This is a genomic window from Desulfovibrio sp. TomC (assembly GCF_000801335.2).
Taxonomy (GTDB): Bacteria; Desulfobacterota; Desulfovibrionia; order Desulfovibrionales; family Desulfovibrionaceae; genus Solidesulfovibrio.
In genome coordinates, this window is record NZ_JSEH01000042.1 from 1 (window position 1) to 13,491 (window position 13,491).

The 13,491-nt window shown below is 50.2% G+C and carries 12 protein-coding genes; 9 read left to right on the plus strand and 3 right to left on the minus strand.

What is annotated here, in order from left to right:
• Window positions 1–254 precede the first annotated feature (254 nt).
• The 4 genes from NY78_RS21115 to NY78_RS21130 all read left to right on the plus strand — a co-directional run bounded on the left by NY78_RS21115 (window position 255) and on the right by NY78_RS21130 (window position 4,704).
• The gene (locus tag NY78_RS21115; protein WP_197084301.1) at window positions 255–1,148 is read left to right on the plus strand and encodes a PilZ domain-containing protein; all 894 of its coding nucleotides are present in this window, start codon (window positions 255–257) and stop codon (window positions 1,146–1,148) included.
• A gap of 191 nt (window positions 1,149–1,339) precedes the next feature.
• Window positions 1,340–2,242: a hypothetical protein gene (locus NY78_RS21120; RefSeq protein WP_047960337.1), complete on the plus strand. Its 903-nt coding sequence runs from the start codon at window positions 1,340–1,342 to the stop codon at window positions 2,240–2,242.
• A gap of 13 nt (window positions 2,243–2,255) precedes the next feature.
• Complete coding sequence (locus tag NY78_RS21125) at window positions 2,256–2,618, plus strand: response regulator (protein WP_043640777.1); 363 nt, start codon at window positions 2,256–2,258, stop codon at window positions 2,616–2,618.
• A gap of 40 nt (window positions 2,619–2,658) precedes the next feature.
• The gene (locus tag NY78_RS21130) at window positions 2,659–4,704 is read left to right on the plus strand and encodes an ATP-binding protein (protein ID WP_043640780.1); all 2,046 of its coding nucleotides are present in this window, start codon (window positions 2,659–2,661) and stop codon (window positions 4,702–4,704) included.
• Window positions 4,705–4,873: 169 nt separating this feature from the next.
• On the opposite strand, the gene NY78_RS21135 is transcribed toward NY78_RS21130, so the two are convergent.
• The 3 genes from NY78_RS21135 to NY78_RS21145 all read right to left on the minus strand — a co-directional run bounded on the left by NY78_RS21135 (window position 4,874) and on the right by NY78_RS21145 (window position 7,215).
• Window positions 4,874–5,464 (minus strand): flavodoxin family protein, encoded by a 591-nt coding sequence (locus NY78_RS21135; protein ID WP_043640782.1) that lies wholly within the window; start codon window positions 5,462–5,464, stop codon window positions 4,874–4,876.
• 3 nt (window positions 5,465–5,467) lie between these two features.
• Window positions 5,468–5,785 (minus strand): ArsR/SmtB family transcription factor, encoded by a 318-nt coding sequence (locus NY78_RS21140; protein WP_231584071.1) that lies wholly within the window; start codon window positions 5,783–5,785, stop codon window positions 5,468–5,470.
• Between the two features lie 290 nt (window positions 5,786–6,075).
• Complete coding sequence (locus NY78_RS21145) at window positions 6,076–7,215, minus strand: SGNH/GDSL hydrolase family protein (protein WP_231584072.1); 1,140 nt, start codon at window positions 7,213–7,215, stop codon at window positions 6,076–6,078.
• 398 nt (window positions 7,216–7,613) lie between these two features.
• Here NY78_RS21145 and NY78_RS23365 point away from each other — a divergent pair, with 398 nt between their 5' ends.
• The 5 genes from NY78_RS23365 (at window position 7,614) to NY78_RS24260 (ending at window position 12,930) form a co-directional block, all read left to right on the plus strand.
• Window positions 7,614–8,828: a glycosyltransferase family 92 protein gene (locus NY78_RS23365; protein ID WP_053062308.1), complete on the plus strand. Its 1,215-nt coding sequence runs from the start codon at window positions 7,614–7,616 to the stop codon at window positions 8,826–8,828.
• 184 nt (window positions 8,829–9,012) lie between these two features.
• Complete coding sequence (locus NY78_RS21155; RefSeq protein ID WP_043640787.1) at window positions 9,013–9,852, plus strand: cyclase family protein; 840 nt, start codon at window positions 9,013–9,015, stop codon at window positions 9,850–9,852.
• Window positions 9,853–10,209: 357 nt separating this feature from the next.
• Window positions 10,210–10,530: a hypothetical protein gene (locus NY78_RS21160; protein ID WP_043640790.1), complete on the plus strand. Its 321-nt coding sequence runs from the start codon at window positions 10,210–10,212 to the stop codon at window positions 10,528–10,530.
• A gap of 196 nt (window positions 10,531–10,726) precedes the next feature.
• Complete coding sequence (locus NY78_RS24255; protein ID WP_043640793.1) at window positions 10,727–12,106, plus strand: AAA family ATPase; 1,380 nt, start codon at window positions 10,727–10,729, stop codon at window positions 12,104–12,106.
• Window positions 12,106–12,930 (plus strand): DUF4435 domain-containing protein, encoded by an 825-nt coding sequence (locus NY78_RS24260; RefSeq protein ID WP_082140181.1) that lies wholly within the window; start codon window positions 12,106–12,108, stop codon window positions 12,928–12,930. The genes NY78_RS24255 and NY78_RS24260 overlap by 1 nt, the downstream gene beginning before the upstream one ends.
• The last annotated feature ends 561 nt before the right edge of the window (window positions 12,931–13,491 follow it).

Sequence of the window (13,491 nt, forward strand, 5' to 3'; positions counted from 1 at the left end):
TCCTCGATGCGGCAGGCGCTGGAGCGCCGGGCGCGCAGGCCAAGGGGGGAAACGGCGTCCGTTCGAAATCACCCTCCTCCAACGATATGAACAAATAGTTCAAGGTATTCCTATCGGTCACGTGCTTTTCACAGGGTCGCAATATTGACCACCTATACATCCCTCCGACGTCGTAAGCGGAGGGCTTGGCAATGTATGAAACCTTGAAGCGTATGTTCTCGCTTCTTTTGCCCAGGCCAAATCGGCCAGACCCCGTGGCTGCAAACCTCCTGGGGTTGGCTGCGCAGCAACAGGCTATATTCCAGCTGACGATCAGCGCACAACAGGCAAATGAGCCTTTCCGGTACATGGTCTGCCGGGGGGTCCAGGGGGACAGCGTCGTACTGGCCTGCTGGGACCCGAACCACAATTTTCGGAAAGCGCTTGAACAACAGGAATTCCCTTTCCGATTTCTCCTGCAGACCCAGGCCGACAAATTTCCCCGCCTCCATAAATTCCAGGGTCGGATCACGGCCATCCACCAAGACTGCAAGACCATCACCGTGGCGATCCCGGAGAGCATCACGGTCCTTGAGCAACGTCGCAACATTCGCCTGAAGCTGCAGAGGCGGCATCTGCCCAGTCTTTCGATCTGGGGCGTAGCCAGAGGAAAAAGCGAAAGCCAGTCCAAGCTCGTGGAGCAGCGACTCCTCATTGAGCTGACAGACCAGGCGGACGAGATGCAGGCCCTGCTCAAAAATATTTCGGCCGGGGGCATGCGCTTGGCTCTGCCACGGCACGTGTATGCCCAGCACGAGCCGTGGTTGGCCCAAAACGGCCGTCTCCTGGTGCGGCTCACTTTCCCTGGCGAGGAGTCGGATCAGGAGCATGCCTATGAATTCATCGCCAAGGTCAGCAACACCTTGGTGAAGGACGATGTCACGACCTGTCCCGAGATTGGTGTGCAGTTCCTGTCCGCCCTGGGCAAGGGCCTGCAAAGCCGCTGGCGGGACGTACGGGCCGACGGATGCCTGGACCTTCTCAAACTTTTGCAAGCCTACCAGTTGGAATATTACCGTGACCTCAAAAAGAACCTCCTCCTGCGTGAGGACGCGGCCTGCCGGTCCTCTGTTGCGGCCGAATCCTGGCCCAGAAGCAATGTGAGGTAACGAACCTGGGGGCAGGAGGTGGGAGGTGTCCTTTTCTGGAACCGGGAGGGACCTGGAGAGAGTCTGCCGGGCTGCCGCAAAGCTGCACGGCGTTGTTGTGCCAGCCTGTGATCGCTCAAAAGACGACGGGATGATGGCAATCAAGCCATTTGGCACAAGGGCTGGTCGATATTTTTGAAGGAGTATGGAGCATGTTCAGTCAGTTTTTTGGGAATTATCTGCGCAAGCGCGGCTGCATCACCCTGGAGCAGATGCGGGAAGTGCTGGCCCTGCAGGATTCGGTGCGCGTCAAGCTGGGCGTCCTGGCCATCGACGCCGGGTTTATGACCGCCGCCCAGGTTGAAGAAGTCCACAACCTGCAAGCGAAAATTGACAAGCGCTTTGGCGAGATTGCCATTGATCAGGGCATCCTCGACCAGGAGAAGCTGTCTCTTCTGCTTGGCCAACAAAACAAGCGCCACCTGTTTATCAGCCAGGCCCTGATCGATAAAGGCATCATGACCTTCGAAACCTTTGCGAACTACCTTGAGGACTATAAAAAGGACTCCGGCCTTTCCGCCAAGGAGTTCGAGGCGCTCAAAGCCAACGACGTTGACGCTGTCACCCAGGCCCTGCTGCACCTGCCAGAGCTTGGCGAATCCAAGATGTACGTGGACTATTTTGCCTTGTTCGTCCGCAATCTGGTGCGGTTCATCGATGACCATATCCTGCTTGAGGCAGCCGGCAAGGTCGAGTTTGAGGCGTTTGATTGCCTGATCTACCAGGAAATCGAGGGCCGCTACAAGTTCTTCACCGGCGTAGCCGGTTCAGGAGCGGCCATGGCCGAATTCGCTTCCCGGTTCGCCAAAATGACCGTGTCCGGCATGGACGAGGTGGCCAAAGATTCCCTGGGGGAGTTCATGAACGTCCACAATGGACTCTATCTCTCCAAGCTCTCCAACGATTGGGTCGAGCTTGAGTTGTTGCCCCCGGAATATAAAGAGCGCGGCAGCCTCAAATCGGTAGGGGCGGCCTATAAAATCCCTTTTGCGTTGTCGTTTGGGCAGTTCGATTTTTACATCGGCGTCGGCTCCCCGGTTTTCACGCAGAGCTAAAAAGGAAGAAGCCATGGCCCGCATACTTATTGTGGACGATTCCATTGTTTCCCGCACCAATCTCAAAAACATACTGCTCGATGCCCAACACGAGATCGTGGGCGAGGGCGTCAATGGCGAGGACGGCCTGGAGAAGTTTTTGGCCCTGCGCCCGGACATGGTGACCATGGACATCACCATGCCCAAGCTCAACGGCATCGAATGCCTCAAAGAGATCTTGCGCCACGATTCCGAGGCGCGGGTCATGATGATCAGTGCTCTGGGCCAGGGGGCCAAGATTCTGGAAGCCATCAACTGCGGAGCCCGCCACTATATCACCAAGCCCTACGAGCCGGACAAAGTCCTGGAAGCAGTGACGGAGCTTTTGAGCGAATAAGCCAGGCTGCCTGCCCCCCACCCTGACGTACGGAGGGTTCATGGAAACAACAGCATTACAGGACCTGGATTTGGACCAGGAGAAATTCGCGGCCGAGGACCAGTCCATCGGCAACTTGGTTGAACAGACCCGGACGTTTGCCGCCTCTGACCCCGGGCTGACGGTCCATACTTTTTTTACCGAAAACCAGAGCGCCGAAGGGGTCGTCATTTTGTCGGGGCAAGCCCCGGCCGGTCTGATCATGCGCAACGACTTCTACCAGAGGATCGGCACGCTCTACGGCCGGGACCTGTTTATGAGCCGGCCCATACGGCTCATCATGAACACCCAGCCGCTGGTGGTCGATGTCTCGGTGGATATCGCCACGATCGGCCTCATCGCCATGAATCGACCCCACGATCAACTCTACGATCTCGTGGTCATCACGGAAAATGAAAAGTACGCCGGGGTGGTCAGCGTCAAGCGCTTCATGATCGAACTGTCCCAGAACAGGGAAGCGGAGATCAAGCTCCTTAAGAAGCAGAAAGAGATTCTGCATCAGGCCAATGAGACCGAGATCCGCAACCGCCGGCAGATCGAAGAAAAAAGCCAGGAACTGCGGGAAAAAAACGAGTCCATTAAAAACCTCATGGACAACGCCGGCCAGGGCTTTTTGTCTTTCGGACAGGATTTGGCCGTATCCGGCGAGTACAGCCTCGAATGCGTTCAGATCTTCCGCCTGGCCCTGGAGGGCCGCAATTTTCTGGAGCTTATGGCCAGGCATGTTTCCCCGGAGACCAGCGCGACCATGTCCCGGGTGTATGACAGCATCTTCGCTTCAGGCAAGTCCCTGCGGGAAAAGGTTTATCTGTCGCTTTTGCCCCCGGAATTTTCCATCTACGGCAAGACCGTCAGCGTGGCCTACAAAATCATCCGGCACGGCGACCAAAAAAAGATGATGCTGATCCTGACGGACGTCACCGAGAAAAGAAAGCTTGAAGCGCGCATGACCGAGGAGCGCAACAACGTCAAGATGGTGGCCAAGGCGCTGACCAAGCAGTCCGACGTCAATCTGGCCTTGGAGGAGTTTTGCCGTTTTGCCCCTGGCGAGGCCCGGGCCATGGTCCAGGCGATGGCCGACCCCAGGGCGGCCCTGGCAGAACTTTTCCGTCAAGTGCACACCTGCAAGGGCGATTTTGCCCAACTGGGGTTCTATAACACAGCCGCTCATTTGCACGTCAAGGAGGATGCCTTGGCCGCCCTGGTGGCCCGGCCGGAAGGCCCGAGCCGGGAAGAACTCCTCGCGCTTGTGGCGGACTGGGACGGCCGAGGCATCGTCCAGGATGATGTGCGCATCTTGACGGACATTTTGGGCAACGCATTTTTCGAAAAGGACGAGCGTTTCCAGGTCAGTGCGGCCACGCTGCTGGCGCTCGAGTCCCAGGTTGCAGCCCTGCCTGACGGCCCCGAGCGTCAAGACATCCTGCGCGCCCTGAAGCGTCTGCGCCTTTGTCCCTTAAAAGACCTCGTTGCCGAATACCGGGACTATCTGCAAGCCCTGGCGGGCCGCTTGGGCAAGTCTGTTGAGCCCCTGTGCGTCAGCGGCGACGACGTGTACGTGGAAAAGGAGACCATCCAGAAGTTCGTCAAATCCCTGGTGCACGTCATCAGGAACATGATCGACCATGGCATTGAAACGCCCGAGGAGCGGCTGGAGAGCGGCAAGGGCGAACAGGGGCGCATCACGTTTGTGATCGAACAATCCGGCCCTATGGTCAGCCTGGGGGTTGCCGACGACGGTCGCGGCATTGATGTCGCCAGGGTGCGGCTACTGGCCGTGGACAAGGGGCTCGTCTCTCCGGAGCAGGCGCTCACGATGTCCGAAGAGGATGTCTACGGCCTGCTGTTTGCGGATTCGTTTTCGACCAAGGAAGACGTGAGCGCCTTGTCCGGCCGGGGGGTGGGCTTGTCTGCGGTCAAGGCCGAGGTGGAGCGGCTGGGCGGGACGATTCGGGTCAGCTCAACGCCGGGCGAAGGGTCAACCTTTCGTTTCCTCCTGCCCTTGCGGGAGCAGGGCGCCCCTGCAAACCCGTCGGCCGCGTTTTGATTCGAAGAACAGTGGCGAATGGCGGCAGGTATTTGCTCGTTCGCGTCAGAAAAGGAGCCCTTCCGCTGGAATCGGCCTCTTCGGGAAGGCGCAAACGCAGGGAACTGCCTCCAAACGCCACCGTTCTCACCAGATGCAGCCCAAAAGGCTCCGTTCCGGTAACAGCATGCTATGTGAGCAGACTGGCCAGTTGCTGGCCGAAGGCGGCAGCTTTGGACATGGCATCCGCATCCTTGGCCACCTCGCCCGGGGGGTACTGGCAAAACGGAAAAAGACAGGAAAGATAGGGAGCCTCGATTTTCTTGGTTGGCGTGCGCCAGAGCGTATCCAAAAGATCCAGATTGTCTTCGAGTCCGCTGGCAGCCGTGGCCAGCAGGGCCAGCGGCTTGCCCATTAGCGGGGAGAAGAATTCGTGCTTTTCTCCGAACTTGAGCAGAGAAAACATCCGATCGATAAACATTTTCAGCTGGGCCGGATAACTCAACCAATACAAAGGAGTCGCAAGGACGATGGCGTCGTAGTCCACCAGGCTGGACACAGCCTGGCCCAGCCCGTCCTTGATATGGCATCCGTATGCTGTGCTCTGCTGACACTTGTAGCAGGCCACGCAGCCGGGATGCTTGAAGTCCAGCCGCGGCGCATCAATCTCGACCGCTGCAATCCGAGCTTCAGCCAGGACGCGCATGGCTTCCCGAGCCAGTACATTCGTGTTGCTCTTTTTGCGCGGGCTGCCGAGTATGAAAGCGATTTTCTTGGCCATATCTTACCCCTTGTCGCTGTCTGCGTGTTCCGTGCAGGCGGGGAAAGGCCCCAGGGCGCTCCTGGCCAATGCAAGCGTTAGGGGATCAATCCAACACCGGACGCTCTTTCCCTGGCGCTCCATGCGGATAAGCCCGGAGTCTCGCAATTCTTTGTAATGATTGGAGACCGTCGAAGGAGCCAGGCCCAGTGTTTTGGCTTGCTCAAGCTGACATTGTTCGATGCCCTCGTCGCTGGTGTCCAGGCTGGAATTAATCCCCAAGCAGCTGGCCAGCTTAAGAAAAATGGTCAGCCGGTGGGGATTGGAGAGGGCCTTGAACACACGGGCTGCCCGCACGGGATCGATTGCTAAATTCGACATGTTTCGAATTTACGAGAAGACAAACCGAAAGTCAACAGCCCATCGCCTGCGACGGCGTTCCCGTCGGTCGAGGAAGCCGCCAAGGATTGCGGTATCGTTTGAGATCGTGTGAGCAGGCGCGGAAGCGGCCCCACCGCTGCTCCAAGCACCGAGGAGAAAAGGAACCTCAGGAATTGACTGGTCCGAAAAAAAACGCCCAGGCAATTTCATGAAGGCAGCGTCGGCAGGCCGGTCTTGCGCCCAAAGCGCGATCAGTCTGTCGCGCTTCCATGGCAGCCGGCAACAATGGTTGCGGCCAGAGCAGCTGTCTTGTCCATAGGTTCCAAAAGGCCCGTCGGGATGGGCTCGTAGTCCCAGGGCCGGGACGGGCAGGCAGTTCCCGCGCCCTTACGGTCGAACCAGCGGGCGGCAATCCAGCCGGTCAGCATGTCGCCCACCCAGGCGTTGCCCTCCGGGCTCCAATGGGTATCCTGGCCGCTGTAGGTTCCGTGTCCGTCGGGCGTTTCCCCGGCCAGGCAGGGGGTCAGATCGAGGATGTTCTCTTGGGGGAAGCCGACCTGCCGGGCCAGTTCCCGGGTGATGCGCCCGGGCAGGGCAAAATCCGCCTGGGCCGGGTCTTTGCCCAAATCCCGCGCCGCTTTGTCGCCAACGATCGGAGACACCGCGCAAAGGGGCGGGCTCAGCATGACCAGCACCGGTTTGCCCAAGGTTGTAAGCCGAGTCGCCGTGGCCAGGAAGAGTTCATACCAGGGAAGGTCGTTTTTGTAGGCGAACATGGTCTCGGGGTAGAAGGGCTTCATGCTGGACCGCATCTCCGAGGCCATCTGGTCAGGAGTAAGCGGTAGGAGGGAGCGATAGCGCGGGTCTGCAGCATTGGGCAGGACGCCCAACGTCTCCAGATCCGGTAAAAAGAGCATGCGGCGTAGGGCCTTGTCGTTTTGAAGTTTAAAGAGCACTTGGGCCTTGATAAAATCCATGAACCGGAAAGGATACTGATGCGGGATAAGCGTATAGACGCCGTATGGCTCGCCGAACTGGCAAATATCTCGAAGTTTTTCTTGAAAAACGATGGGGTTGTATGGGATGTTTCGCACATCGTTGAAGTCGTTTCCGAGATAGACATTGAAAATGACAGCATCGTATTCCAAGGCCTGGGTCCAGAAGGCGACTCGTTCCAGATAATCGGGAAATGAAGTCGAGGGGAAGCCCAGGTTGACCACTCTGACGTGACGATCCAGGCCAAGGGCGTTGAGCCGACGTTCCAGAACGGCACAAAAGGCATATTCCGGTTTGGTCACGGCGTAGGTAAAGGAATCCCCGAAGACGAGGATGCGATATTCCTTATCAGTCTTTTTCTTTGCCACGAAATCGCCATGATCGTTGAGAAGCATGGCCTCAAGAGAATAGGAGGGAGCTTCCAGGGATGCGTATGAGTAGACATGGCTCTTTTCATATTTTTTAAAAATAAAATCAATGAAATAACAGACCGCAATAATCTGAAAAACGACTAGAAGAGTGATACTAAAAAAGCGAAGTAGGCGTTTTGTAGTGAGTGGCTTCATAAGATGCATGCACCAATAGGCACCTATCCGGGCAGGATAGAATGCAAGTTAAAGACAAGCGGTAAGCCTAGGCCGAACCAATTTACGTATGAATCATACAAGCATCGGCCTAGGCAGGCAAGAAAATATTAACTGGCGGAATGTTGCTGTGGGATAATGCTGTTCTTGTGGGTTCTGGGTGTGGCAATTCTCACGTATTTTGAAGTGGTATTTTAAGGAACTTGGCTATGAATTATATAGGTGTATGTGCAATTGCTAGAGACGAAGACCGCGATTTAGAGGAATGGATTCAGTACCATGCAATGATAGGCGTTGAAAGATTTATTATATATGACAATGAAAGTTCTAATCCAATTAGAGATACGCTTCACCGTTATACAGGCAATGGCTTTGTTACTGTAATTGATGCGCCTGGGCCATTCCCACAATATGAGTCTTATCAGCACTGTCTAGATAACTTTGGACATTGTTTCCGGTGGATGGCATTTATTGATGTTGATGAATTTATTGTTCTGAAGCAAAACAAGTATATCCACTCTTTGCTGCTTGAATACGAAGAATTTGGCGGGCTTGTGATGAATTGGGTGATGTTCGGTTCGAATGGCTTCATTAAACGCCCGCAAGGCTTGGCTTTAGAGCATTTTGTTGCCAGATTTGACTACGGCGATAGAAGCTCGCAAACGATCAAATCAATAGTTCAGCCTCGCTATGTCGAACACGCCAATCTGACAGCCCATCATTTTACGTATATCGATGGGAAATATGCCGTAAATGAAATGAAAATACCTGCCTATGGGAATCAATCGCCATTTAGCGGGAGTAAGATCCAGCTCAATCATTATAGACACAAGTCTCAAGAGGATTTTCAAAAAAAGATCCCTACGTGGTGTCTGTCTCATCTGCCGGCAAGTGAAGAGTCAATCTGGAGTGGTTTTTATGAACAAGCCTATAAATCGACGGTAGTAGACGATGGAATGAAGAAACATTCGTTGTTCATAAAAAAATTGAGTAGAAAGTATCAGGTTTTTATTGACATGGCCACAAGGGGCGCTTGTAAATTAGAATTTCATGAATTTATTGAAGAATGCTCCAAAGAAACAGAAAAAGAAGACCATGAAGAAGCCTTGCGGTTGATGGCGCGTTGTGGTCTTTATTACAACGACTATCCAGATTATCATTTGCAAAAATCATATATATATTTAGCCACGGGGAAAATTGAGCAAGCTTTTCAATGTGTTGATCATGTTCTTAGAAATAATTTTGTACTGGAAGCGTATATCGCGTTGTATTATATTCTGGTTGCGCGGGGCGATACGATCGCCGCTGACGGCATAGTGAATTATTTGGATCTGATGACTTTGAAACATAAGGAACAGAACGTGGAGTATGATGTGTCTATCGATGCGTTTGTGGAGTCTCACAAGAAAGGGACTCGATTTTGATGGAAAAATCTCTTGGAGGCCTGAATCCTTCCACGTTCTGCGCTCTTGCCCCCTTCCAAGGAAAGATTGTAATCTTCTGATGGGACCTAAACTGGAAAGAGTATCTAGGTCCTAGAGTCTTGAAAAGAGTTGTGCTGTAGTTGTGCTGCAAAGGTAGCCTTCTGATATTGCCCAAGGGGAAGCTATGAAAGATAGTAGGTACAAGGTAAATCTGATTTTCATCGCGGTCATGATTTTTTTGAATTTGGCGTCTTATTGCAGGGCTGCGGACGGACTTTCCCTTGGAGATGCATGGCGAGTCATCAAGGAAAAAAAGTTCATTGATCTTACCCATGCTTTTGCGCCGGGCAGTCCGCATTGGAAGGGTTTCCCTGATGAGAACGTGGAAACTATGTATTGGTACGAACCTGGAGTGGGGAAATTGGGAAGTGGATTTTATGCCCAGTCCTTCACCCATGTAGGGCAGTGGGGAACCCATGTCGATCCCCCGGCGCATTTTGTAAAAGGGATGCGTACGGTTGATCAGATTGATGTCAAAGAAATGATTCTCCCGTTCGTTGTGATTGATGTCCATGAGGCTGTAGCTAAAAATCCTGACTATACCATTACCATGGATGACGTTCATAAATGGGAAAAGGAGCATGGCCGGATTCCGGAGGGGGCGTTTGTGGCCATGCGGACCGATTGGTCGAAACGCTGGCCGGATGGAGTTGCTATGCAGAACAAGGATGCCAATGGAATTGCGCACTATCCTGGTTGGAGCATAGAAGTGTTAAAATATCTTTATGAGGACCGAAGGATTACTGCTTCTGGCCACGAAACAACAGATACGGATCCAGGCGCGGCCACTTCCAAGGATGATTATTCTCTGGAGACCTACATATTGCAAAGTAATCACTATCAAATCGAACTGTTAGCACATTTAGATGAAGTGCCGGAAGCCGGCGCTTTGGTCGTTTCGACATTTCCAAAACCAAAGGATGGATCTGGTTTTCCTGCTCGAGTGTTTGCCATCCTTCCCTAATGGTATTGGGGGTGCGGAGTTCTGGGAAATAGCTGCGGAAATAGGGTGTCAGATTCGCAGGACTCTGCGCTTTTTCAGCCCCAGTTTGTTGCTACCTGTCACTGGAACTGCCCTGTTTGCTGGTCCTGGACTGAAGTAAGGCAGAGTTGGTGAGTCATCATTATGAAATATTGTACTTTGTTAAGAACGTGTTTTCCCGCGTTTTTGACTTATGTTATTTCACCGGTTTGAAGGTAAATCACCTTTTGCCGTTAAAAAGGATTAATCAGCTTTCGAGCTACTTCTGTTGACATCCTTTGTTTTTGAGATACGATTTGATTTGAACAACCAGACACTGAAAACGAAGGAGATTAAACTATGGCTCGTGGAGAATCCAAATTCGATGCGGTGAAGCTTCGTGATCTGATCAAAGAAGGCAAAAATGCCCAGCAGATCATGGACGCTTTTGGAGTGAAGAAACCGCAGCTGAAAACCTATCTGGCCAAGCTGATACAGCTGGATGAGCAGTTTTATAAGATTGTCGGCATGGAAGAGCGCGCTGTCGGTGGTGCTTCGAAGTTCGGGAAAAACGGAATCCACTTGAGCGCAGCCCTGCTCACCAACTACGGGTTCAGCCAGGGCGATGAGTTTAAGGTCTCCTGCCTGGAAGAGGGGAAGATAGTGCTGGAGAAGAAGTAGCTAGGATTTTAGATACTTATGCTGATGGGCCCACGTCGTCCAGGAAATTTGGTTGGCGTGGGTCTTTATTTTTTTTTAGAGAGATGGTATTAAAAAAAGATCCTTTATAAGTCTATGCATTGGCCTGGATTCTCTATAGCCATGTTGGCTTGTAATATGGTGTTGTATTGACTAATAAGAAATAACGAGGTGGTAGGTGGATAAGTTGCGTATAACGAAAATAGAAATTAAAGGGCTTTTCGGTTATCTCGATCATCCAATTGAGCTAAATGATTCTGGAATAACTTTTATACATGGGCCAAATGGTTGTGGGAAAACAACTATATTGAATTTGGTCAGTGCAATTTTTTCTAACGATTTTTATGCGATAGCTAGTGTTGATTTTTTGTCTATTAATATCCTTTTTTCTGACAGTAGTGTTCTTGCCATTATGAGAGATGTAAAGAAGAAACAGAACGGACGCCTTACGTTGGTCGATATGGGAGATGATAGTCAAAGCGATTATGTCGCCTTGCGTTTAGAGTATCATCATTCTGACCATAAAATTAATAGTTTCGATTTTCCTGGTGATATTGGAAAAAATAATAATAGAATTAGCACAATAGATATTATTAATAAAGTTCCTTTTTTGAGGAGAGTTGGGCCGCGAGAGTGGATCGATAGGCGAACGGAAGAAGTCTTGTCTTATGATGGTGTACTTAAGCGCTTTTATGGCATGCTTTTCGATGAAGCAGATATCCCAAGATGGTACTATAATTTGTGTGGCGAACTTAATATCCAATATATTAAAACACAACGACTTCTTTCAATTGATCATCATAGCGCTAGAAGAGATTCAGAGCGTCCAGTCCAAGAAGCGATTCAAATTTATGCTAAAGAGTTGCAAAATTTGATGTCTGAAAAGCTAGCCGAACAAGCTGCGACATCACAAGAATATGATAGTTCGTTTCCTGAAAGATTGTTGTCTGGGGAAGTTCGTCAAGAAAGCGAAAAGGATGTAAGGAATAGGTATCAAGAAATAGATAAAAAAACAAAAGCATTAGTCAATGCGGGGCTGATCAATAAGCAGCGTTATATTCCTTTGCCTGAACAGATATTAGACTCTAATCAGCTTCGAGTTATGACGCTGTATCTTGATGATATGGAAAGTAAACTAGCAGTGTTTGATGTTGAGCTTGAAAAAATCAATGCGTTTTTAGACATTGTAGCAAGAAAATTGCATGGCAAAACTTTGCTATTGAGTAGAAACGATGGTTTTAGTATTGTTGCAAAAAACGGTGAGCGCCCTGATAGCCAAAAAATAAGTCCGTCCTACCTGTCTTCGGGTGAACAGCATCAAATTGTTTTGTTCTATGAGCTTATATTTAAGTCAAAAGTAAACACGTTGTATCTAATTGATGAGCCGGAAATATCATTGCATATTGACTGGCAACGAAAATTTATCGATGACATTCTAAAGGTGAAGTGTATTGGAGATAGTTATTTTCTAATAGCGACACACTCGCCGCAGATTATCGGATCGCATTATGATGAAGCTATTGCTCTTAACGGTGGGATACTTGAGGAGCAAGAGTAATGGCGGGACTTCTCCAAAGGCCAGTTGAAATTGTAAACGAAATTTGTATGTCATCTGAAAATATCATATTTTTTATAGTAGAGGGCGAAAGTGACGTTAAGTTCTTTTTGAATCGTCCTTTTAAGCGAAATATTAAGTTGATTGTGGCATATGGTTGGGAAAATGCAGAAGAGATAATTTCAATATCTGAGTCTCGCGCCGTTGAAGATAAAATTTTTGTTGTTTTGGATAGAGATTATCGTGACTATATTGGCCGTGCATGTGGATCGCGCACGGTATTGACGGATAGTCATAGTATTGAGTCAATGATGTTTTGGTCTAACGCATTTGTCAGAATATTGTCAGAGTATGGATCGACAAACAAGGTAACGACTAGGTATGGCAACCCCGAAGGGGTGAGAGATGCGATAGCAAGTGTATGTATACAAATAGGAAGGTATAGGATATTTAGCCAACAATTTACAAAGAATATAAAATTCAAAGGGATAAAATATTCAAAATTCATTGACAAAAAAACGTTATTGCTAGATATTAGAAAATTTCTAGGGACTTTACGAAAGCAAGTTGAAAATAGCGCATTAATTGAAAACTGTGATTGGGAGATGGCACAATCCAGCCCGCTTGTTGAGATGTATGATGATCCAAAATACATATGTCATGGACATGATTTGATGACTGTTACCGCCTTAAGTCTGCAAAGTGCTTGTGGTACGCATTCAGCCTCTTTTGATGTAGAAGCTATCGAATCATTCTTTAGGGCAAGTTATCATGATTATGAGCTTGTCGAGACAGAAATGTGGAAGTCAATAAATGAGTCGATATAGATTCTTTGCGGCCACTTGTAACCTAAAACTACTATCGGGTTACTTGTTGGAATGTAAGCTTAGTGGGAGTGTCATTGTGCTCTTATTTGTACCATTCCTGCATCACAGCGTAATCCTTTAGATTTTTCATCTAACATACTGAAATAATTAACTATTCATAATCTTCATCTCTCTCCAACGTCCATTTTCTCCATCGTCCCGCGAAAAAATTCTTGACCTCCCAGCCCGTGGGAGTGTAGTCCCCTCCGACCAACGACGAGCCAACAAGCGCCAACGTCTTTGGTACCCGAAAATTTCTGGGGAATGGAAAATTTAGGGTTGACTTCGGGAAGAGTTCGGAATAGATATCCCCTTCCCTGATTCTGTTTATAGGAGCGTAGCTCAGGGGGAGAGCACTTGCTTGACACGCCAAAAGCAGGATTTAACCCCCTAAAATCATTACAAAAGCCCCTGTGAAAAAGTGATCTCGTTGGCGAGTTGCCAACGGGATTTTTTGTTTTTTATAGGTCTGTTTTCGACCTCGTTGGCGCATCTGTGGTCGGACTGTGGCGCGGCTGTGGA

Excerpts from the sequence above, each read along its gene's own strand:
- NY78_RS21120 (WP_047960337.1), top strand. The coding sequence starts at position 1,340 with ATGTTCAGTCAGTTTTTTGGGAATTATCTGCGCAAGCGCGGCTGCATC.
- NY78_RS21125 (WP_043640777.1), top strand. The coding sequence starts at position 2,256 with ATGGCCCGCATACTTATTGTGGACGATTCCATTGTTTCCCGCACCAAT.
- NY78_RS21130 (WP_043640780.1), top strand. The coding sequence starts at position 2,659 with ATGGAAACAACAGCATTACAGGACCTGGATTTGGACCAGGAGAAATTC.
- NY78_RS21135 (WP_043640782.1), bottom strand. The coding sequence starts at position 5,464 with ATGGCCAAGAAAATCGCTTTCATACTCGGCAGCCCGCGCAAAAAGAGC.
- NY78_RS21145 (WP_231584072.1), bottom strand. The coding sequence starts at position 7,215 with ATGCTTCTCAACGATCATGGCGATTTCGTGGCAAAGAAAAAGACTGAT.
- NY78_RS23365 (WP_053062308.1), top strand. The coding sequence starts at position 7,614 with ATGAATTATATAGGTGTATGTGCAATTGCTAGAGACGAAGACCGCGAT.
- NY78_RS21155 (WP_043640787.1), top strand. The coding sequence starts at position 9,013 with ATGAAAGATAGTAGGTACAAGGTAAATCTGATTTTCATCGCGGTCATG.
- NY78_RS21160 (WP_043640790.1), top strand. The coding sequence starts at position 10,210 with ATGGCTCGTGGAGAATCCAAATTCGATGCGGTGAAGCTTCGTGATCTG.
- NY78_RS24260 (WP_082140181.1), top strand. The coding sequence starts at position 12,106 with ATGGCGGGACTTCTCCAAAGGCCAGTTGAAATTGTAAACGAAATTTGT.